The organism is Marinobacterium aestuariivivens, assembly GCF_042661465.1.
In the GTDB taxonomy this organism is placed as follows: Bacteria; Pseudomonadota; Gammaproteobacteria; order Pseudomonadales; family Balneatricaceae; genus Marinobacterium_A; species Marinobacterium_A aestuariivivens.
On record NZ_JBHSWE010000001.1, the window covers coordinates 1,128,972 to 1,146,627 of the forward strand.

The 17,656-nt window shown below is 64.8% G+C and carries 19 protein-coding genes and 2 pseudogenes; 12 read left to right on the forward strand and 9 right to left on the reverse strand.

What is annotated here, in order from left to right; translation table 11 throughout:
- Positions 1-138 precede the first annotated feature (138 nt).
- The 5 genes from ACFQDL_RS05880 to rpe form a co-directional block, all read right to left on the reverse strand.
- Positions 139-1,080: an electron transfer flavoprotein subunit alpha/FixB family protein gene (locus tag ACFQDL_RS05880; protein ID WP_379908212.1), complete on the reverse strand. Its 942-nt coding sequence runs from the start codon at positions 1,078-1,080 to the stop codon at positions 139-141.
- A complete protein-coding gene (locus tag ACFQDL_RS05885) occupies positions 1,080-1,829 on the reverse strand; it encodes an electron transfer flavoprotein subunit beta/FixA family protein (RefSeq protein ID WP_379908213.1) in 750 nt (249 codons plus the stop codon). Before ACFQDL_RS05885 ends, ACFQDL_RS05880 begins: the two co-directional genes overlap by 1 nt.
- Before the next feature lie 331 nt (positions 1,830-2,160).
- Positions 2,161-3,642 carry an anthranilate synthase component I gene (gene trpE / locus ACFQDL_RS05890; protein WP_379908214.1) on the reverse strand — a complete coding sequence of 494 codons (1,482 nt, stop codon included), beginning with the start codon at positions 3,640-3,642 and terminating at the stop codon, positions 2,161-2,163.
- A gap of 185 nt (positions 3,643-3,827) precedes the next feature.
- Positions 3,828-4,505, reverse strand: a complete 678-nt coding sequence (locus ACFQDL_RS05895) for a phosphoglycolate phosphatase (protein ID WP_379908215.1) — start codon at positions 4,503-4,505, stop codon at positions 3,828-3,830.
- On the reverse strand, positions 4,505-5,173 hold the full coding sequence (rpe, locus tag ACFQDL_RS05900; protein WP_379908217.1) for a ribulose-phosphate 3-epimerase: 669 nt from the start codon (positions 5,171-5,173) through the stop codon (positions 4,505-4,507). The genes ACFQDL_RS05895 and rpe overlap by 1 nt, the downstream gene beginning before the upstream one ends.
- Before the next feature lie 91 nt (positions 5,174-5,264).
- Between rpe and ACFQDL_RS05905 the strand changes: the two genes are divergently transcribed.
- Positions 5,265-6,263 (forward strand): DUF3530 family protein, encoded by a 999-nt coding sequence (locus ACFQDL_RS05905; protein WP_379908218.1) that lies wholly within the window; start codon positions 5,265-5,267, stop codon positions 6,261-6,263.
- Between the two features lie 95 nt (positions 6,264-6,358).
- Here the strand turns inward: ACFQDL_RS05905 and djlA are convergent, their stop codons facing one another.
- The 4 genes and pseudogenes from djlA to ACFQDL_RS05925 form a co-directional block, all read right to left on the reverse strand.
- Complete coding sequence (gene djlA, locus ACFQDL_RS05910; RefSeq protein ID WP_379908219.1) at positions 6,359-7,201, reverse strand: co-chaperone DjlA; 843 nt, start codon at positions 7,199-7,201, stop codon at positions 6,359-6,361.
- Positions 7,191-7,562 carry a glycosyltransferase family protein gene (locus ACFQDL_RS05915; RefSeq protein ID WP_379913478.1) on the reverse strand — a complete coding sequence of 124 codons (372 nt, stop codon included), beginning with the start codon at positions 7,560-7,562 and terminating at the stop codon, positions 7,191-7,193. The genes djlA and ACFQDL_RS05915 overlap by 11 nt, the downstream gene beginning before the upstream one ends.
- 89 nt (positions 7,563-7,651) lie before the next feature.
- A pseudogene (locus ACFQDL_RS05920) lies at positions 7,652-7,873 on the reverse strand (nucleotidyltransferase family protein); the annotation flags it as partial.
- Positions 7,870-8,928, reverse strand: a complete 1,059-nt coding sequence (locus ACFQDL_RS05925) for an aminoglycoside phosphotransferase family protein (RefSeq protein WP_379908220.1) — start codon at positions 8,926-8,928, stop codon at positions 7,870-7,872. The gene ACFQDL_RS05925 and the pseudogene ACFQDL_RS05920, both read right to left, overlap by 4 nt.
- Positions 8,929-9,349: 421 nt before the next feature.
- Here ACFQDL_RS05925 and ACFQDL_RS05930 point away from each other — a divergent pair, with 421 nt between their 5' ends.
- From ACFQDL_RS05930 to ACFQDL_RS05980, 11 genes and pseudogenes are all read left to right on the forward strand, one after another.
- Positions 9,350-10,600 (forward strand): LPS-assembly protein LptD, encoded by a 1,251-nt coding sequence (locus tag ACFQDL_RS05930; RefSeq protein WP_379908221.1) that lies wholly within the window; start codon positions 9,350-9,352, stop codon positions 10,598-10,600.
- Complete coding sequence (locus ACFQDL_RS05935; protein WP_379912907.1) at positions 10,525-11,811, forward strand: LPS-assembly protein LptD; 1,287 nt, start codon at positions 10,525-10,527, stop codon at positions 11,809-11,811. The genes ACFQDL_RS05930 and ACFQDL_RS05935 overlap by 76 nt, the downstream gene beginning before the upstream one ends.
- Positions 11,798-13,096: a peptidylprolyl isomerase gene (locus ACFQDL_RS05940; RefSeq protein ID WP_379908222.1), complete on the forward strand. Its 1,299-nt coding sequence runs from the start codon at positions 11,798-11,800 to the stop codon at positions 13,094-13,096. Before ACFQDL_RS05935 ends, ACFQDL_RS05940 begins: the two co-directional genes overlap by 14 nt.
- Positions 13,097-13,106: 10 nt before the next feature.
- On the forward strand, positions 13,107-14,117 hold the full coding sequence (pdxA, locus tag ACFQDL_RS05945) for a 4-hydroxythreonine-4-phosphate dehydrogenase PdxA (RefSeq protein ID WP_379908223.1): 1,011 nt from the start codon (positions 13,107-13,109) through the stop codon (positions 14,115-14,117).
- A gap of 6 nt (positions 14,118-14,123) precedes the next feature.
- Positions 14,124-14,951, forward strand: a complete 828-nt coding sequence (gene rsmA / locus ACFQDL_RS05950) for a 16S rRNA (adenine(1518)-N(6)/adenine(1519)-N(6))-dimethyltransferase RsmA (RefSeq protein ID WP_379908224.1) — start codon at positions 14,124-14,126, stop codon at positions 14,949-14,951.
- Entirely contained in the window at positions 14,938-15,324 is a 387-nt protein-coding gene (gene apaG, locus ACFQDL_RS05955; protein WP_379908225.1) for a Co2+/Mg2+ efflux protein ApaG, read from the forward strand. Before rsmA ends, apaG begins: the two co-directional genes overlap by 14 nt.
- 13 nt (positions 15,325-15,337) lie before the next feature.
- Positions 15,338-15,694: pseudogene (locus ACFQDL_RS05960) on the forward strand (symmetrical bis(5'-nucleosyl)-tetraphosphatase); the annotation flags it as partial.
- Positions 15,695-15,794: 100 nt separating this feature from the next.
- Positions 15,795-16,181 carry a hypothetical protein gene (locus ACFQDL_RS05965; RefSeq protein ID WP_379913480.1) on the forward strand — a complete coding sequence of 129 codons (387 nt, stop codon included), beginning with the start codon at positions 15,795-15,797 and terminating at the stop codon, positions 16,179-16,181.
- Entirely contained in the window at positions 16,174-16,491 is a 318-nt protein-coding gene (gene glpE, locus ACFQDL_RS05970; protein WP_379908226.1) for a thiosulfate sulfurtransferase GlpE, read from the forward strand. The genes ACFQDL_RS05965 and glpE overlap by 8 nt, the downstream gene beginning before the upstream one ends.
- Positions 16,491-16,967: a hypothetical protein gene (locus tag ACFQDL_RS05975; RefSeq protein ID WP_379908227.1), complete on the forward strand. Its 477-nt coding sequence runs from the start codon at positions 16,491-16,493 to the stop codon at positions 16,965-16,967. Before glpE ends, ACFQDL_RS05975 begins: the two co-directional genes overlap by 1 nt.
- Positions 16,859-17,629, forward strand: coding sequence for a hypothetical protein (locus tag ACFQDL_RS05980; RefSeq protein ID WP_379908228.1), 771 nt, complete (start codon positions 16,859-16,861; stop codon positions 17,627-17,629). Before ACFQDL_RS05975 ends, ACFQDL_RS05980 begins: the two co-directional genes overlap by 109 nt.
- The last annotated feature ends 27 nt before the right edge of the window (positions 17,630-17,656 follow it).

The following is a 17,656-nucleotide window of genomic DNA, read 5'->3' on the forward strand; positions in this document are numbered from 1 at the left end:
CTGTGATCCCAGCATGCAGGGACTTGTCGCGGCGTGCGGACAGCCCAAGATGGGTTACACGGCGCTCAGAATCCGTCAGTGTCGGACATCCCTAGCCCTGCGCCGCTTCACCCATCCTACGATCCTTAGGCTGGTCCGTTACAGCTTGCTTTCCAGCTCCGGTACCGCCTCGAAGAGGTCGGCGACGAGACCGTAATCGGCTACCTGGAAGATCGGCGCCTCTTCGTCCTTGTTGATCGCGACGATCACCTTGGAGTCCTTCATGCCGGCCAGATGCTGGATGGCACCGGAGATACCGACGGCGATGTAGAGCTCCGGCGCGACGATCTTGCCGGTCTGGCCGACCTGCATGTCGTTCGGCACGAAGCCGGCGTCGACGGCGGCGCGGGACGCACCGACGGCGGCGCCCAGCTTGTCGGCGACCTTTTCGATCAGCGCGAAGTTCTCGCCGTTGCCCATGCCGCGGCCACCGGAGATGACGACGCGGGCGGCGGTCAGTTCCGGGCGGTCGGACTTGGCGACTTCCTCGCCGACGAAGCGGGAAATACCGGCATCGTCAGCGGCGCCCACGGCTTCGATGGTCGCCGAACCGCCTTCTGCCGCCGCCGCATCGAAAGCGGTACCGCGCACGGTGATCACCTTGATTGCATCCAGCGACTTGACGGTGGCGATGGCGTTGCCGGCGTAGATTGGACGCTTGAAGGTATCGGCGCTCTCGACGGCGACGATGTCGGACAGCTGACCGACGTCCAGCAGCGCGGCGACGCGCGGCAGCAGGTTCTTGCCGGTGGTGGTGGCCGGCGCCAGGATATGGCTGTAATCCTTGCCGAGCTCTGCGACCAGCGGTGCGACATTTTCGGCCAGCTGATGGCCGTAGGCGGCATTGTCCGCCAGCAGGACCCTGGAGACGCCGGCGACTTTCGCCGCTTCGTCGGCCACGGCCTGGGCGCCTTCGCCTGCGACCAGAATGGCCAGGTCGCCACCGCTTTCTTTCGCAACGAGCGCCGCCGCGGTGACCGCGTGCAGGGTGGCCGGTTTCAGGGTGCTGTTATCGTGTTCTGCAACAATCAGGATGGCCATCAGATCACCTTCGCTTCATTCTTCAGTTTGTCGACCAGCTCCTCGACCGAAGCCACCTTGATACCGCCCTGGCGCTCGGCCGGCGGCTCGACCTTCAGCAGCTCGGTGTGGGCGCGCAGCTCGACACCGAGGTCCGCCGGGGTCTTGACGTCCAGCGGTTTCTTCTTGGCCTTCATGATGTTCGGCAGCGAGGCGTAGCGCGGCTCGTTCAGGCGCAGGTCGGTGGTGACGATCGCCGGCAGCTTCAGGCCAACGGTCTGCAGACCGCCGTCGACTTCACGGGTCACCAGGGCTTCGTCGCCTTCGATCTTCACCTCGGACGCGAAGGTGCCCTGCCCCATGCCGGTCAGCGCCGCCAGCATCTGGCCGGTCTGGTTGTTGTCGGAATCGATCGCCTGCTTGCCGAGGATCACCAGGCCCGGCTGCTCGTCCGCGACCACCTTGGCCAGCAGCTTGGCAACCGAGAGGGATTCCGGCATGGCGTCGGTTTCGATATGGATACCGCGATCGGCGCCCAGCGCCAGGGCGGTGCGGATCTGCTCCTGTACGGCCTTCGGGCCGATGGAGACGACCACCACCTCGGAGGCGGTGCCCGCTTCCTTCAGTCGCACCGCTTCCTCGACGGCGATCTCGCAGAAGGGGTTCAGTGCCATCTTGACGTTGGTCAGATCCACATCGCTGTGGTCCGCCTTGACGCGTACCTTGACGTTGTAGTCGAGCACACGCTTGACCGTAACCAGTACTTTCATGCTGTCCTGCCTTTTTTATTGACTGCATCGCTGGCGCCTTCAGGCTCGACGAATTCAGAACCTAAAAGGACACCACCCCGACCCAGAGGTCATCTACTGGCCTGCCATAGCGTGCAAAGCGCCACAGGCCGGTAATTCGATAGGCACCAGTGTCGCGCCAACAGGCAAGCGGAACAATAACAAAAGGAGACGATTGATTGACAAAAGAGGCCACGGGTTCGAACAGGCCGCACCTCCGCGGAAATGATCCATGGGAGGGCGCTGTCCGGAAAGGAGAGGTTGGGAAAGGATACGCGTGACGGATAACCCGTCACGCGTTACCCGTCACGCGTCAGAGATTATCGAGCCCTTTCTCGACCATGGCGACGGCGCGGAACATGGCCCGCCCCTTGTTCATGGTCTCGTCCCACTCGTTCTGGGGCACGGAGTCGGCGACGATGCCGGCGCCGGCCTGGATATGCAGGGTCTTGTCCTTGATCACCGCGGTGCGGATGGCGATGGCGGTATCCATGTTGCCGTTCCAGGAAAGATAGCCGACCGCGCCACCATAGACACCGCGCTTCACCGGCTCGAGCTCGTCGATGATCTCCATCGCCCGCACCTTGGGGGCTCCGCTCAGGGTGCCCGCCGGATGGGCGGCCCGCAGTACGTCCATGGCGGTGACGCCGTCACGCAGCCGGCCGTTGACGTTGGAGACGATGTGCATGACATGGGAATAACGCTCGACCACCATCTTCTCGGTCAGCCGGACCTCGCCGATACGGGCGACCCGGCCGATATCGTTGCGCCCCAGGTCGATCAGCATCAGGTGCTCGGCCAGCTCCTTCGGGTCGGACAGCAGATCCTGCTCCAGCGCCAGGTCGTCCTCCTCGGTACGGCCGCGCGGACGGGTACCGGCGATCGGGCGCACCGTCGCGATGCCGTCCTCGACCCGGGCCAGGATCTCCGGCGACGAACCGACCACCTGGAAATCATCCAGGTTCAGCAGATACATGTAGGGTGACGGATTGAGGCAGCGCAGCGCGCGGTAGAGATCCAGCGGACGGCTTTCGAACGGAATCGACATGCGCTGCGAGATCACCGTCTGCATCATGTCGCCCGACAGAATGTATTCCTTGATTTTCGCCACCGCCGCCTTGAACGCATCCTCGCCGAAACTGGACTTGAACTCGCTTTCGTCGACATGACGTGCCGGCACGCCGCCCGGTTCCTGGGGTGTGGCGAAGCGCAGCCGGGCGACCAGCTCGTCAAGCCGGCGGTGGGCCCGCCCGAGAGCATCCTCCCGGGCCGGATCAACATGGCAGATCAGGATCAGCTTGCCGCTGAGATTGTCGAACACCACCAGCTCGTCCGAGACCATCAGCAGGATATCGGGGGTACCGATCACGTCCGGCGGCGCGCTCCGTGCGAGTCGCTTTTCGACATAACGTACGCTGTCGTAGCCGAAATAGCCGACCAGCCCGCCATTGAAACGCGGCAGATGCGGCAGGTCCGGCACCCGGTAGCGGTGCTGGAACTGCTCGACGAAGGCCAGAGGATCCTCGACCTCCAGCTGCTCGACGACCTCACCGTCCGTGGTGACCGTTACCTGGTGATCGCGTACCTTGAGCACGGTGCGGCACGGCAGACCGATGATGGAATAACGCCCCCACTTCTCGCCGCCCTCGACGGACTCGAAAAGATAGCTGTAGGGCGCGTCGGCCAGTTTCATATAGGTAGACAGCGGTGTGTCGAGGTCGGCCAGCACCTCGCGCATCACCGGGATACGGTTGTACTGCTGGGCGGCCAGTTCGGAAAACTGTTCAGGCGTCATGTTGGGGCCTCATCAAGAATCGGTAGGAAAGTCCTGGCATTCAGTTGAATCAGAGACGCCATCGCCATCGTTCGCCGACCAGGACCGAGCGCAGATGGATACCGATTTTGATAGAGAGTTGCTTCACGGCCGAAAGTATCAGTCAAATCATTGAGTTGGAGTTACACGATATAGTAGGCCACTGGCTAGAGCAACTGATCGAGACGCTGCACCAGCAGGTCCGGCGCGCTGTCCTCGATCGGTTCGCCATGGTTGTAACCATAGGGCACCGCCGCCACCGGGCAGCCGGCCGCCCGGGCCGCTTTCACGTCGTTGATCGAGTCGCCGACCATCAGCGTACTGACCGGGCGCGCCCCGCACTGCTCGATCGCGCTCAACAGCATCGCCGGATCCGGCTTGCGGGTCGGCAGGCTGTCGCCGCCGAGCACGACCTGGAAGAAGCGCGCGATGCCAAGGCCTTCCAGCACCGGCGTGGTGAACCGCATCGGCTTGTTGGTTGCGATACCCAGCGCGATGTCGCGGGCCTTCATGCCCTCGAGACAGTCGACAACGCCGGGATAGAGTACGCTCTGTTCGGCCATGGCCTCGCCATAGAAGTGCAGAAAGAGCGCGTAGGCCTGATCGAACAGCGCCGAGGGCGCCGGCTCCGCCACGTCGAATCGCCCGACCAGCGCCCGCTGCACCAGCATCGGCGCACCGTTGCCGACCCAGTCCCGTACCCGGTCGATGCCGGCGGCCGGACGATCGAGTGCCGCCAGCATAAGATCCACCGCCCGGGCCAGGTCCGGCACACTGTCGACCAGGGTGCCGTCCAGATCGAACAGCACCAGCTGCGGGTCGCGGCCATCGAATAGCTGTCGCATCAGACTTTCGCCAGCTCGGCCCGCATCGCGTCGATGGCAGACCTGTAGTCGTCAGTGTTAAAGATCGCAGAACCGGCAACGAAGGTATCGGCCCCGGCCGCGGCGATCTCGGCGATATTGTCGATCCCGACACCGCCATCGACCTCGAGGCGGATGTCGAAACCGCTGGCATCGATGCGCTCGCGTACCCGGCGCAGCTTGTCGAGGGTCGACGGGATGAACTTCTGCCCGCCGAATCCCGGGTTCACCGACATCAGCAGGATCATGTCGAGCCGGTCCATCACATGGTCAAGGTAGTGCAGCGGCGTCGCCGGGTTGAACACCAGCCCGGCCTTGCAGCCGCCGTCGCGAATCATCTGCAGCGAACGGTCGATATGCTCCGAGGCTTCGGGGTGGAAAGTGATATAGGTGGCGCCCGCCTCGATGAAATCGCCGATCATGCGGTCCACCGGCTTCACCATCAGGTGCACGTCGATCGGCGCCTCGATGCCATACTGACGCAGCGCCTTGCACACCATCGGGCCGATCGTGAGGTTGGGAACGTAATGGTTGTCCATGACGTCGAAATGCACGATATCGGCACCGGCCGCCAGGACGTTATCGACCTCTTCTCCCAGTCGGGCGAAGTCGGCGGACAGGATGGACGGAGCAATCTTGTAATCGGCCATAGGGGACTCTTTCAGCTGGCATGGATGACTGGACGCTATTGTAACCAAGGCGCCTCTTGCCTGCGACCGGGCAGTTCTGAATAATCCGGCCATGCACAGACAAATACGCACCCTCGCCTTTGCCCTCGCCTGCTCCGGCCTCGCCCTCCAGGTCCAGACCGGCTTCGCGGCCGAATCCGGGGCCGAACCGAGCCAGGCCGGAGCCGCCCTGCCGGCACGCACCCGGGTGGAGCCGGCCCCGCAGTTGCAGGGCATGGAGGCTCTGGCCCGGACACTCTCGGCGGAAACCGAAACGGTCTGGCTCGAGACCAACAGCGACAGGACCCTGACCCTCTACTATCCGGCGATCCAGGCGAACCCCGTCGGCGCGCTGATTCTGCTGCCCGACGAACATCGCCATCCGGACTGGCCGACGGACCTGCACCCGCTTCGCATCGGGCTGGCGCAGCATGGCTGGGATACTCTGGCGGTCTCGCTTCCCGCTGCGGATCCGCCACCGATACCTGAACGGACCCTGCCGGTCTCGTCCGCCAGCGCTTCCCCGGCCCCGAGTTCGACCACGACGGAGCCGCCGGCCCCCGCCACCGGCGCCGAGCCGCCGCTGGAGAGCTACGGCGAACGGGTCGAGAAGATCTGCGAAGCGGCGATGCGGCACCTCGAATCACGTCAGCGCGAACGGCTGATTCTGCTGGGCAGCGGCACAGGGGCGACCTGGGCCGCACAGTGCGCCAAACGCTTCCAGGACAGCCACAAACTGAGCCTCATTCTGCTGGAACCCCGTATCCCCGAAACGCCCCGGGCGCCGGAGCTGACCACGCTGATGCCGGAGTTGAAGATGGCGATACTCGACCTCTACCGCCTGCCGGACACACCGCTGGATCGCGGCGACGACCGGGCCCGGCGCCGCGCCCACGCCATGCAGCGCGCCGGCGCCGGGCAGTATCACCAGAGCCGCCTGCCGCCACGGCTGCCCGACGACGGCGACTGGCTGGTACGGGAAGTGCGCGGCCGCATCGACCGCTACCTGCTGACACCGAAGCCCGTCGAACCTGAGCCCGAACCGACCACCAACCAGCGGCCGGGCGGGTAACGAAGGTTACGCGTCACCCCGACCAAAGTGCCGACCATACCACGCCGCTCCAGCGCATCCCTGCGCCCGCGGCATACCGTTCATCCTGAACATATTCACGCCGCCTTGCGTGCGGCCTTGATGCGGTCGTAGGCGGCCTGGATCTCCTGGGCCTTCTCCTTCGCCAGCTGCATCATCTCTTCCGGCAGTCCCTTGGCCACCAGCTTGTCGGGGTGGTGCTGGCTCATCAGCCGGCGATAGGCCTTTTTCACTTCGGCGTCGGACGCCGACTCGCCGACGCCCAGCACGCCGTAGGCATCCTTCAGCAGACGCGGATCGGAGAAGCCGCCCTGCTGGTGCGAGCGAAAGCTGTGTTCCTCGAATGCCTGCTGCGCCTGCATCCGTGCCACCAGGGCCGCGACCTCCTGCTCGGTCATCATCAGCAGCTGGCAGACCTGACGTATGATGGCGAGCTCCGCCGGGCTGATATCGCCGTCGGCCATTGCGGCCTGCAACTGGATCTCGACGAACATCAGCTTCAGCGGCGCGTGGTAGCGGATCAGCGCGGCCAGCGGGCGCAGCACATCGGCGATGTCGAAATAGTCCTGCTTGCCCTCGTTGAACAGCTCGATCGCCTCCTGGCGGCGCCGTTCGTCGAGGTTCATCCGCGCCATCACCGCGCGGGCATACTGGATCTCGGTTTCGCTGACGCGGCCGTCGGCCTTGGCGATCTTGCCCATTACCGCAAAGGTGCCCCGGAAGAACGCCTCCCGCGGGTTCAGCTTGCTCACCGCGCCCTTGAGCCAGCGATCCAGCATGAAGCCGACGCCGGCCCCCAGCACCAGTCCGAACAGACCGCCACTGATCAGGCCGATCAGGCCTCCCACCACCAGACCGGTGCGATGCCTGCGCAGTGCCTCGCCCAGCCCGGTTCCGAATTGCTCCGGATTAATCGCCATCGATACGTTTCTCCCTCAGATACCTGTCCACTTGTTGCAGCCGCTCCAGGGTCCCGACATCGACCCAGTAGCCGCCATAATGCTCCCCCGTCACCCGCCCCCGCTCCATCGCCCTGCGCAACAGTGGCGCCAGCGCAAAGGCACCGGGTTCGCACCCGTCAAACAGCGCCGGGGACAGCACACTGACCCCGGAAAAGGTATGGCGTTCCGCGCCGTTCGGGTCGACCCGCCCGTCCCGCAGTGCGAAGTCGCCCTCCGGGTGCTGCGGCGGATTGTCGACCAGCACCAGGTGGGCCTGGCCCTCGAGCCGCTGCGGCAGGCGCCCGAAGGGATAATCGGTAAAGACATCGCCATTGACCACGACGAAGGGCTCCCCCGCGGCGACAGCCAGTCCAGCACCCGGAAAATGCCGCCACCGGTCTCCAGCGGCTCGCCCTCGGCGGAATAGCGGATGCGGGCGCCAAAGGTCGAGCCGTCGCCGAGAAAGGCCTCGATCTGCTCGCCGAGCCAGGCATGGTTGATCAGCAGTTCGTCGAAACCCGCCGCCACCAGCCGCTCGACATGGTACTGGATCAGCGCCTTGCCGCCGACCTCCAGCAACGGCTTGGGGCGCGTCAGCGTGAGCGGGCGCATCCGGGTGCCGAGCCCCGCGGCCAGAACCATCGCCCTCATCGAACCAGCCACCGCTGCAACTCGGCGCGATCGAAATACCCGCTCGCCTTCATCGCCGGCACCACCCGTTTCTGCAGCCAGGCCACCAGCCGGTCGAACTCCGGATACTGCTCCGCCACCCGCAGGATATAGCCCAGGGTGCGGGGGATATCGGCCAGATAGGCGGCTTTGCCGTCACGCATATCGAGACGGGCGAAGATGCCTACCGCCTTGAGGTGGCGCTGCATGCCCATCAGATCGAACCAGCTGCGGAACATCGCCTCGTTATAGCCCTCCACCATTTCGGCCTTGACCAGCGTCTGGCCGAAACGCGCCATCCAGTCGTAGACCCGCTCCTCGGGCCAGCTGATATAGCAGTCGCGCAGCAGGGAGACGAGGTCATAGGTGATCGGCCCGATCACCGCGCCCTGGAAATCGATCACGCCGGGAGTGCGCTCACGGCTGACCATCAGGTTGCGGGAGTGGAAGTCGCGGTGTACGCAGACCTGGGGCTGCGCCAGGGCGGAGTCGGCGAGCTCCTCGAACAGATGATCGAGCAGCTCCTGCTCGGCATCGGACAGCACCAGGCCGAGCAGTTGCCCGATGAACCAGTCGCGGAAGATCTCCATTTCCCGGCTCAGCATCCCGCGGTCGTACAGAGGCAGTTCGACGCTCCGCCCCAGCGCGCGACACTGCTGGATATGACTGAGGGATACCAGCGCCTTGCCATAGAGTTCGTCGGCATTCTGCTCGTTGAGCACATCGAGATAGAGCGTATCGCCGAGATCCGACTGCAGCATGAAGCCGTGATCCAGATCGCAGGCATGGATGCGGGGCACATGGATATCGAGCGGCGCCCAGGCCCGGGCAATGGCCACGAACTGGCGGCTGTCTTCATGCTCCGGCGGCGCATCGACGGCGATCCAGGTCATATTATGGCTGTGCACCCGGTAATAACGACGAAAGCTCGCATCCCCGGATACCGGTGTCAGCCGCCAGTCCGCGGCAAGGTCGATGCCGAGCTGCTCGAAAGCCCGCTCCACCCAGGTTTGCAGATCGGCCAGACGCTGGTCCATGCTTCAGTACCTCATACGGTTGAGTCGACAGTGAACAGTGTTGAGTGAACAGAACTGAGTTAACAGCTAACAGCAATGAGTGAACAGAAGTCACCGCTAGCTTTTACTGTCAACTGGTTACTGTTCACTTTTTAACTATTCGTTGATCTGGAAATCCTTCATGCATTATGCGGGTCGATGCATTATTATTCCCGGTTCGATTCTACCCGCACCGGGACTCAGCGCCCTATGGTACCGGGGTTTGGCAACAAACAGGAACCCGCGCTCACAGGCTTGCAACTGGATGTGACTGAATGCCTTTCACAAGACGCTCCGCTTACAAACTTACACTGGCGATCTCGGCCGCACTCTTTTCCCAGCTGTCCCTGGCCCAGACACCGGATGGCGGCGCCTGGAGCTGCACTCAGACCCGGGATGGCCAGTGGAGCTGCGATGCCGGCGCTGCGTCGCCACCGCCCGGGCCTGGGGTGCGGAGCCTGCGGCGCAAGCCCCGCAGCCCGGCGTCGGGCCCGGGGTCGCACCGCTGCAGCCTCCCGCCGGACGCAAGGCCGAAGCGGCAACGGCCGAGACGCCTGCCGCGAGCGGCCCGACGGACGGCAGCGCTGCGGAAACCACCGCCGTCGCGATCGCGGTCCCTGTGGACGGCGAAAGCAACCCCTATGCCCATCTCGACTGGTACCCCTATCCCGAAGGCGAGCAGCCGGGTATTTGCCGCGGGCGCTACATCGAGCCCGAAATGGAGGTGGCCGACAGCGGTATTCCCTTCAATCTGCAACCGGTGCTGATCGCCGCCGCCAGTTCCCAGAGCGAGCTCGGCGGCCTGACCCAGCTCGAGGGCGGGGTCGAGGTAAGCCAGGGCGGACGCCAGCTCAGCAGCGAATATGCCGAGTACGACCAGCTTACCCAGCTGGTGCGCCTCGAGGGGCAGGTACGCTATCGCGAGAAAGGGGTGCTGATGGTCAGCGACGCGGCCCAGACCAACCTCAACAACCTCGAGACGATCTTTTCCCGCTCCGAATACGTCCTGCATCCGCAGCATGCCCGCGGCTATGCCGAACGCATTCTGCGCCTCGAGGACGGTCGCATCCGCATCGAGGACGGGGCCTACACCCAATGCGAACCGGGCAGCAACAGCTGGCGCGTGGCTGCCGACAGCATCGTCCTGAACACCGAGACAGGTTTCGGCACGGCCCGTGGCGCGACCCTCGAAGTGCTCGACACGCCGGTGCTGTACATCCCCTATTTCTATTTCCCGATCGACGACCGGCGCGTGTCCGGTTTCCTCTACCCGTCGATCAACTACTCCAGCAGCGAAGGCCTCGACCTGGCGGTGCCCTACTATTTCAACCTGGCACCGAACTACGACGACACCTTCACGCCCCGTATCCTGACCGAACGCGGCCTGATCCTGGAGAACGAGTTCCGCTATCTGAACGACTGGTCCCACAACGTGCTCAGCAATGCCGTGCTGGTCGACGACAAGGTGACCGGCGACGATCGCTGGCTGCTCGGTTTCGACCATGAGGGCACCCCTGGACCGGCTGGGATAGCTTTGTCGACTACACCGCCGTCAGCGATATCGACTTCTTCGACGACCTGGATCCGACCAACCTCGAGGTCGGCTATCGCAGTCACCTCAACAAGCTCGGCGAGCTGCGCTACGAGGCGCTGAACTGGAGTTTCACCGCCCGCGCCCACAGCTACCAGTCGCTGACCGAAAGCGAGAAGTCCCCCTATCGCCGCCTGCCCCAGTTCCTGCTGGAGGGCGAGGTGCCGGAGCTGCCCGCCGGGCTGCTCGCCGACTATCAGGCCGAATATGTGCACTTCGACCGCGATGACGAGGACCCGCTGCTCGAGCCCGGCGACGAGGTACAGGGCGACCGGGTCCACCTGGCCCCCGCCATCAGCCTGCCGCTCGAGACGAGCTGGGGCTATATCAGGCCGTCGCTCAGGCTCTGGGCCACCCAGTACAATCTCGACAAGCAGCAGCCCGGACTCGACGAGAAACCGAATGTCGCCACCACCCTGACCAGCGTCGACTCGGGCCTGATCTTCGAGCGCGAGGCCGATTTCGGCAACCGCCGCTACCTGCAGACCCTGGAGCCGCGGCTGTTCTATCTCCACGTCCCGCACGAGGACCAGGACGACATCCCGGCCTTCGATACCGCGGAGCTCGACTTCCGCTACGACAGCCTGTTCCGCGACAACCGCTTCAGCGGGCGCGACCGCATCGGCGACGCCAACCAGCTCAGCCTTGGGGTTGCCAGCCGCTTCTATGAGGACAGCGGCCTCGAACGCTTCAGTGTCGCGCTTGGCCAGGCGTTCTATTTCGACGACCGCGAGGTCCAGCTCGACCCCGCCACGCCGGCGCAAACCGACAATCAGTCCAATTTCGCCCTGGCCGCGAACTGGAAGGTGACGCCGGACCTGCGCGTCAACCACGACAGCGAACTGGACAAGGGCAACCTCGAGCCGGTGGGCCAGAACTACCGCGTCACCTTTTCGCCGGGCGACGGCTCGCCGGGCGACGACCGCCTGCTCTATGCCAACTACCGCCAGAAGGACAACGAGCGCGAGCAGACCGATATCGGCGTGCGCTGGCCCCTCAACGAGCAGTGGAATGTGCTGGCCCGCTGGCGCCAGGACCTCGAGCGGAACGACACCCTTGACGCCCTGCTGGGGGTGGAATACAAGGACTGCTGCTGGAAGGTACGCTTCGGTTACCGCGAATGGCTCAAGGACGACGATGGCGACCGCACGTCGGACCGGGCCGTGCTGCTGCAGTTCGTGCTACGCGGACTGGGCTCCCTGGGCGACGACGAAACCACGCTGTTTATCAGAGAAATTACCGGATTTGACGAGGATAAGGATGAAGAGTTTTAAGCTAGCCCTGCGTCGGTGCCTGCTGCCGCTGCTGTCTGTCGCCCTGCTCAGCACAAGTGCCGCAGCGGAAGAGGTGCCGCTTGACCGCATCGTCGCCATCGTCAACGACGACGTCATCATGCAGAGCGAGCTCGGCAACCGCACCGAGCTGATCCGCGCCCAGCTGGCCGCCAGCCAGACCCGGCTACCGGGCGAGGGCGTGCTGCGCAAGCAGGTGCTGGACCGGCTGATTCTCGACAGCATCCAGCTGCAGATCGCCGAGGAGCAGGGGCTCAAGGTTTCCGACCGTCAGCTCAACGAAGCGCTGGAGCAGATAGCCAGCCGCAACGGCATGACGCTGGAACAGTTCCGCGAAGCCCTTATCGCCGAAGGCCAGGATTACGCCAGCGCCCGCGAGCAGATCCGCAACGAGCTGCTGCTCAACCAGGTGCAGCAGAGCAACGTCAACCGCCGCATCCGCGTCTCCGAACAGGAGGTGCAGAATTTCCTCGAGTCCGAGCAGGGCCAGCAGGCGGCGAGCCCCGACTACCTGCTCAGCAACATCCTCATCGCGGTGCCCGAACAGGCCACGCCGCAGATGCTGCGCGAAGCCGAAAGCAAGGCACTGGAGATTTATCAGCAGCTGCAGGGCGGTGCCAGCTTCGCCGAAACGGCCGTGGCCAACTCCAATGCCCAGAACGCCCTCAATGGCGGCGATCTGGGCTGGCGCAAGAGCTCGGAACTGCCGGAGGTCATCGCCACCATCGCCGGCACGCTCGAGCCCGGCCAGTTCAGCAAGCCGGTGCGTACCGCCTCCGGCTTCATCATCGTACAGCTGCGCGACCGGCGCGGCGGCCAGCAGACCCTTGTACCCCAGACCCTGGTCAGCCATATCCTGCTGAAGCCGACCGAGATCCGCAGCGACGCCCAGACCCGCCGCCAGGCCGAAGAGCTGTACCGCCGCCTGAAGGACGGCGAGCCGTTCGAGCAGCTGGCACGCCAGTACAGCGACGATACCGGCAGCGGCTCCCTCGGCGGCGATCTCGACTGGACCCAGGAGGGGCAGATGGTGCCGGAGTTCGAACAGGTCATGAACGACACCGCCACCGGCGCGATCAGCGAGCCGTTCGAGTCCCGCTTCGGCTGGCACATCCTCTGGGTCCGTGACCGCCGCACCCAGGACATGAGCGAAGAGATGCTCGAAAGCCGCGCCCGCTTCAGCATCCGCCAACGCAAATTCAACGAAGAGCTGACCAGCTGGTTGCGGGAAATCCGCTCCCAGGCCTACGTCGAACTCAAGAACTGAGGACATTCGGGTGAAAGCGCAGACCTCCACAGTACGCCGCCTGGCCATCACGCCGGGCGAGCCGGCCGGCATAGGCCCCGACCTCTGCGTCCAGATCGCCCAGCAGACCCAGCGCCACGAGCTGGTCGCGATCTGCGATCCGGAGCTGCTGCGCCGACGCGCCGAGCAGCTGCACCTGCCGCTGACCATCGAGCTGCTGGACCCGAACGAGGCCCCCTGCCCGAACGCGGCGCGCTCCCTCAAGGTGCTGCCGGTGGAACTGGCCGCGACCTGCATCCCGGGGCAACTCGACCCGCGCAATGCCCGCTATGTGCTGCGCACCCTCGAGATCGCCGCCCATGGCTGCCAGCAGGGACTGTTCGACGCCCTTGTCACCGCACCGGTGCACAAGGGCGTGATCAACGATGCCGGCATCCCGTTCAGCGGCCACACCGAGCTGCTGGAAACGCTGACCGGCAGCGACAAGGTCGTGATGATGCTGGCGACCGAAGGGCTGCGCGTGGCCCTGGCCACCACCCATCTGCCGCTTCGCGAGGTCCCCGGTGCCATCACCGCACCGCTGCTGCGCCAGGTGATCCGGGTGCTGCACGACGAGCTGCAGCGCTCGTTCGGCCTCACCGATCCGAACATCCTGGTCGCGGGGCTCAACCCCCATGCCGGCGAAGGCGGCCACCTCGGGCGCGAGGAGATCGAGGTGATCGAGCCGGTGCTGGCCGAACTGCGTCAGCAGGGCCTGCGCCTGACCGGCCCGCTGCCGGCCGATACCCTCTTTACCGAAAAATACCTGAGCCAGGCCGATGCCGTGCTGGCGATGTACCATGACCAGGGGCTGCCGGTACTCAAGTACAAGGGCTTCGGCAATGCCGTCAATATCACCCTGGGAATGCCGATCGTACGCACCTCGGTCGATCACGGCACCGCCCTGGACCTGGCCGGCAGCGGCACCGCCGACAGCGGCAGCCTGCAGGCCGCCATCGACTGCGCCGCCGAGATGGCGCGCAACCGTCAATCCGATTCCTGAGGCTTCATGAGCAAGAAACCCGTCGGCCACAGGGCCCGCAAAAGGTTCGGCCAGAACTTCCTGCACGATGCCGGCATTATCCGCCGCATCATCCGCTCCATCGCCCCGCGCGAGGATGACCACCTGGTCGAGATCGGTCCGGGCCTCGGCGCCCTGACCGAAGAGCTGCTGGCCGAAGCCGGCGCCCTCGATGCGATCGAACTCGACCGCGACCTGGTGCCGGTGCTGCGGACCAAGTTCTTCAACTATGGCGAGCGCTTTCGCATCTTCGAGACCGATGCGCTGAAGTTCGACTTCAACGAATTGAAGCAGGACGGGCGGCCGCTGCGGGTGGTGGGCAACCTGCCCTACAACATCTCGACACCGCTGATCTTCCATCTGCTGAGCCACGCCGGCCTGATCCGGGACATGCACTTCATGCTGCAGAAGGAGGTCGTCGACCGCCTGGCCGCCGAACCCGGCACCAGCGACTACGGCCGCCTCGGCATCATGACGCAGTACCACTGCCGCGTCGATCCGCTGTTCATCGTGCCGCCCGGCGCCTTCGACCCGGCGCCGAAGGTCGACTCGGCGATCGTGCGGCTGACCCCGTACGACAGCCCGCCGTACCCGGCGAAGGATCCGGTACAGCTGGAGCTCGTCGTGCGCACCGCCTTCGGCCAGCGCCGCAAGACCCTGCGCAACAACCTCAGAACGCTGCTCGATGCCGACGAACTGGAAGCGCTCGGCATCGATCCGGGCCTGCGACCGGAGCGACTTACGTTGGCAGAATTTGTTAAGATCAGCGATTTCCTAAGCGACAAGCAAGAATCGAGGCACAATGGAGCCGAGTAAATTGGGCGATAACGTTCAGATCGACGTCACCACGAACTACCTCAGCGAGCAGTCGGATCCGGACAGCAAACGCTTCGTGTTTTCGTACCATATCACCATCACCAACCGTAACGACCGCAGCGTGCAGCTGCTGAGCCGCCGCTGGCTGATCATCGACGGCAACGAGCATGCCCAGGAAGTGGTCGGCGAAGGCGTGGTCGGCGAACAGCCGCTGATCGAGCCGGGCGAAAGCTACAGCTACACCAGCGGCACCGTGCTGGCGACCCATGTCGGCAGCATGCAGGGTCACTACCATATGCGCGATGCCGAGGGCATTGAATTCGACGCCCCGATCGCGCCCTTTACCCTGGCCCAGCCCCACGCGCTGCACTGAGCGCCCGACACTGATGGCCACTTACGCGATCGGCGACATCCAGGGCTGTTACGACCAGCTGCAGGGTCTGCTCGGGCAGATCGGCTTCAGCGGCTCGGACCGCCTCTGGCTCGCCGGAGACCTGGTCAACCGCGGCCCCGGATCCCTCGAGACGCTGCGCTTTATCCACAGCCTGGGCGATCGCGCCCGCATCGTGCTGGGCAATCACGACCTGCACCTGCTGGCGATACACTACGGCGCCACCCGCCCGCGCCGCAGCGACACCCTGGACGAGATCCTCGATGCGCCGGACCGGGACGAGCTGATGCACTGGCTGCGCCACCAGCGGCTGTTGATCCAGGATCCGGACCTGAATTACGTCATGGTCCACGCCGGCATTCCGCCGGCCTGGTCGCTGAAGAAAGCCAGGCGCCGCGCCAGGAAGTCGAGCAGGTGCTGCACGGCACCCTGGCGCGGGAGTTTTTCAGCACATGTACGGCAACGAGCCGGACCACTGGTACAAGGGGCTCGAAGGCTGGGCACGGCTGCGGGTGATCACCAACTACCTGACGCGAATGCGCTTCTGCGACCACAACGGCCGCCTCGACTTCAGCGCCAAGGGTGGCCCGGAAACCCAGCCCGAGGGGTTCCTGCCCTGGTATGCCCACAAGCGCAAGGCGGCGAAGCATCGCATCATCTTCGGTCACTGGGCGGCACTGGAAGGCGGCGCCTCGGACCACAACCTGTTTTCGCTCGATACCGGCTGCGTCTGGGGCAACAGCCTCACCGCGATGCGGCTCGAGGACCAGGCGTTCTTCTCCCACGACTGCAGCTGCAACCGCAAATCCCACACCACCGAGGTTTCCCACGATGGATGAGTTCAAATGCATCTCCAGCCAGGAGGCCCTGGCACTGATCGAACAGGGCGCCACCGTCGCCGATATCCGTGATCCCCAGAGTTTCGAGCAGAATCACATCAGCGAAGCGGTGCACCTGAGCAACGAAAACCTGCAGGACTTCATCCGCGACAGCGATATGGACAAGCCGCTGATCGTCTGCTGCTACCACGGTTACAGCAGCCAGAACGCCGCGGCTCAGCTGGCGCACCTCGGCTTCGACGAAGTCTACAGCCTGAACGGCGGCTTCGAGGGCTGGCAGGCCGAACATCCGGACAAGTGCAGCCGCTGATGCAGATCTATCTGGTCGGGGGCGCGGTACGGGACAAACTGCTCGGCTATCCGGTCTACGACCACGACTGGGTGGTGGTCGGCGCCACCCCCGAACAGATGCTCGCACAGGGTTATCAGCCGGTCGGCGCCGACTTCCCGGTGTTTATCCACCCGAAAAGCGGCGAGGAATATGCGCTGGCCCGTACCGAACGCAAGTCGGGCCGCGGCTATACCGGCTTCCAGTACCATGCCAGCCCCGACGTCAGCCTCGAGCAGGACCTGCTGCGCCGCGACCTGACCATCAATGCGATGGCCGAGGCACAGGACGGCACCCTGGTCGATCCCTATGGCGGACGGAGGGACCTGAGCGGCGCATCCTGCGCCACGTGTCGCCGGCCTTTGCGGAAGATCCGCTGCGGGTACTGCGGGTCGCCCGCTTCGCCGCCCGGTACGCCCACCTGGGCTTCGCGGTGGCGGAAGAGACGCTGGCTCTGATGCACGAGCTGTCGTCGGGAGACGAACTCGACTACCTGACCGCCGAACGGGTCTGGCAGGAGTTCGACCGCGCGCTCGGCGAGACCTCTCCCGGCGTCTTTATCGAGGTGTTGCACCGCTGCGGCGCGCTGAAGACACTTTTTCCTGAACTGGCGCAACTGCCCGAAGCACCAGGCTGGCCACGACTGGCCACCCTGCTGCCCCGACTACAGGAAAAGCACGAACGTTTCGCCCTGCTACTTGCCGCCGCGCTTTGCGAACGGGAGACGGACGGCGCGACCGCAGAGGTTGAAAAGCTGTGCCAGCGCCTCAAGTCACCGAAGCTTTACCGCGATCAGGCGCTGCTGATCTGCCGCGGCCATCGCCCGCTGTTCGAACTGCCGCAGCTCGACGGCGATGCCCGTCTGGGCCTGGCGCAAAATCTCGACCTGTTGCGCCGCCCGCAGCGCATCGACAGCCTCGCGGCCTGCTTCGACCGCCTCGCCCAATGGCTGGGAGTGAAAGTGGACAGTGAAGCCAGACTGCAGGCTCTGCACGGTGCCCTGAGCGGAATAGAACCGAAAACACTGATGCAGGAAGGCTTCAGCGGCAAGGCCCTGGGCGACGAGCTCAGACGCCGCCAGCAGGAAGCCTGCGCGAAGCTCGAATTCGGTGAAGGGTGATCGTAGGGTGGAATGAGCCCGCGAATT

Bases quoted from the DNA above. Each gene is read 5' to 3' on its own strand.
- djlA (WP_379908219.1), bottom strand. From the start codon at position 7,201: ATGGCGATTAATCCGGAGCAATTCGGAACCGGGCTGGGCGAGGCACTG.
- ACFQDL_RS05905 (WP_379908218.1), top strand. From the start codon at position 5,265: ATGCACAGACAAATACGCACCCTCGCCTTTGCCCTCGCCTGCTCCGGC.
- apaG (WP_379908225.1), top strand. From the start codon at position 14,938: ATGGAGCCGAGTAAATTGGGCGATAACGTTCAGATCGACGTCACCACG.
- rsmA (WP_379908224.1), top strand. From the start codon at position 14,124: ATGAGCAAGAAACCCGTCGGCCACAGGGCCCGCAAAAGGTTCGGCCAG.
- trpE (WP_379908214.1), bottom strand. From the start codon at position 3,642: ATGACGCCTGAACAGTTTTCCGAACTGGCCGCCCAGCAGTACAACCGT.
- rpe (WP_379908217.1), bottom strand. From the start codon at position 5,173: ATGGCCGATTACAAGATTGCTCCGTCCATCCTGTCCGCCGACTTCGCC.
- ACFQDL_RS05925 (WP_379908220.1), bottom strand. From the start codon at position 8,928: ATGGACCAGCGTCTGGCCGATCTGCAAACCTGGGTGGAGCGGGCTTTC.
- ACFQDL_RS05885 (WP_379908213.1), bottom strand. From the start codon at position 1,829: ATGAAAGTACTGGTTACGGTCAAGCGTGTGCTCGACTACAACGTCAAG.
- ACFQDL_RS05975 (WP_379908227.1), top strand. From the start codon at position 16,491: ATGCAGATCTATCTGGTCGGGGGCGCGGTACGGGACAAACTGCTCGGC.
- ACFQDL_RS05895 (WP_379908215.1), bottom strand. From the start codon at position 4,505: ATGCGACAGCTATTCGATGGCCGCGACCCGCAGCTGGTGCTGTTCGAT.
- ACFQDL_RS05940 (WP_379908222.1), top strand. From the start codon at position 11,798: ATGAAGAGTTTTAAGCTAGCCCTGCGTCGGTGCCTGCTGCCGCTGCTG.
- glpE (WP_379908226.1), top strand. From the start codon at position 16,174: ATGGATGAGTTCAAATGCATCTCCAGCCAGGAGGCCCTGGCACTGATC.
- ACFQDL_RS05880 (WP_379908212.1), bottom strand. From the start codon at position 1,080: ATGGCCATCCTGATTGTTGCAGAACACGATAACAGCACCCTGAAACCG.
- ACFQDL_RS05965 (WP_379913480.1), top strand. From the start codon at position 15,795: ATGTACGGCAACGAGCCGGACCACTGGTACAAGGGGCTCGAAGGCTGG.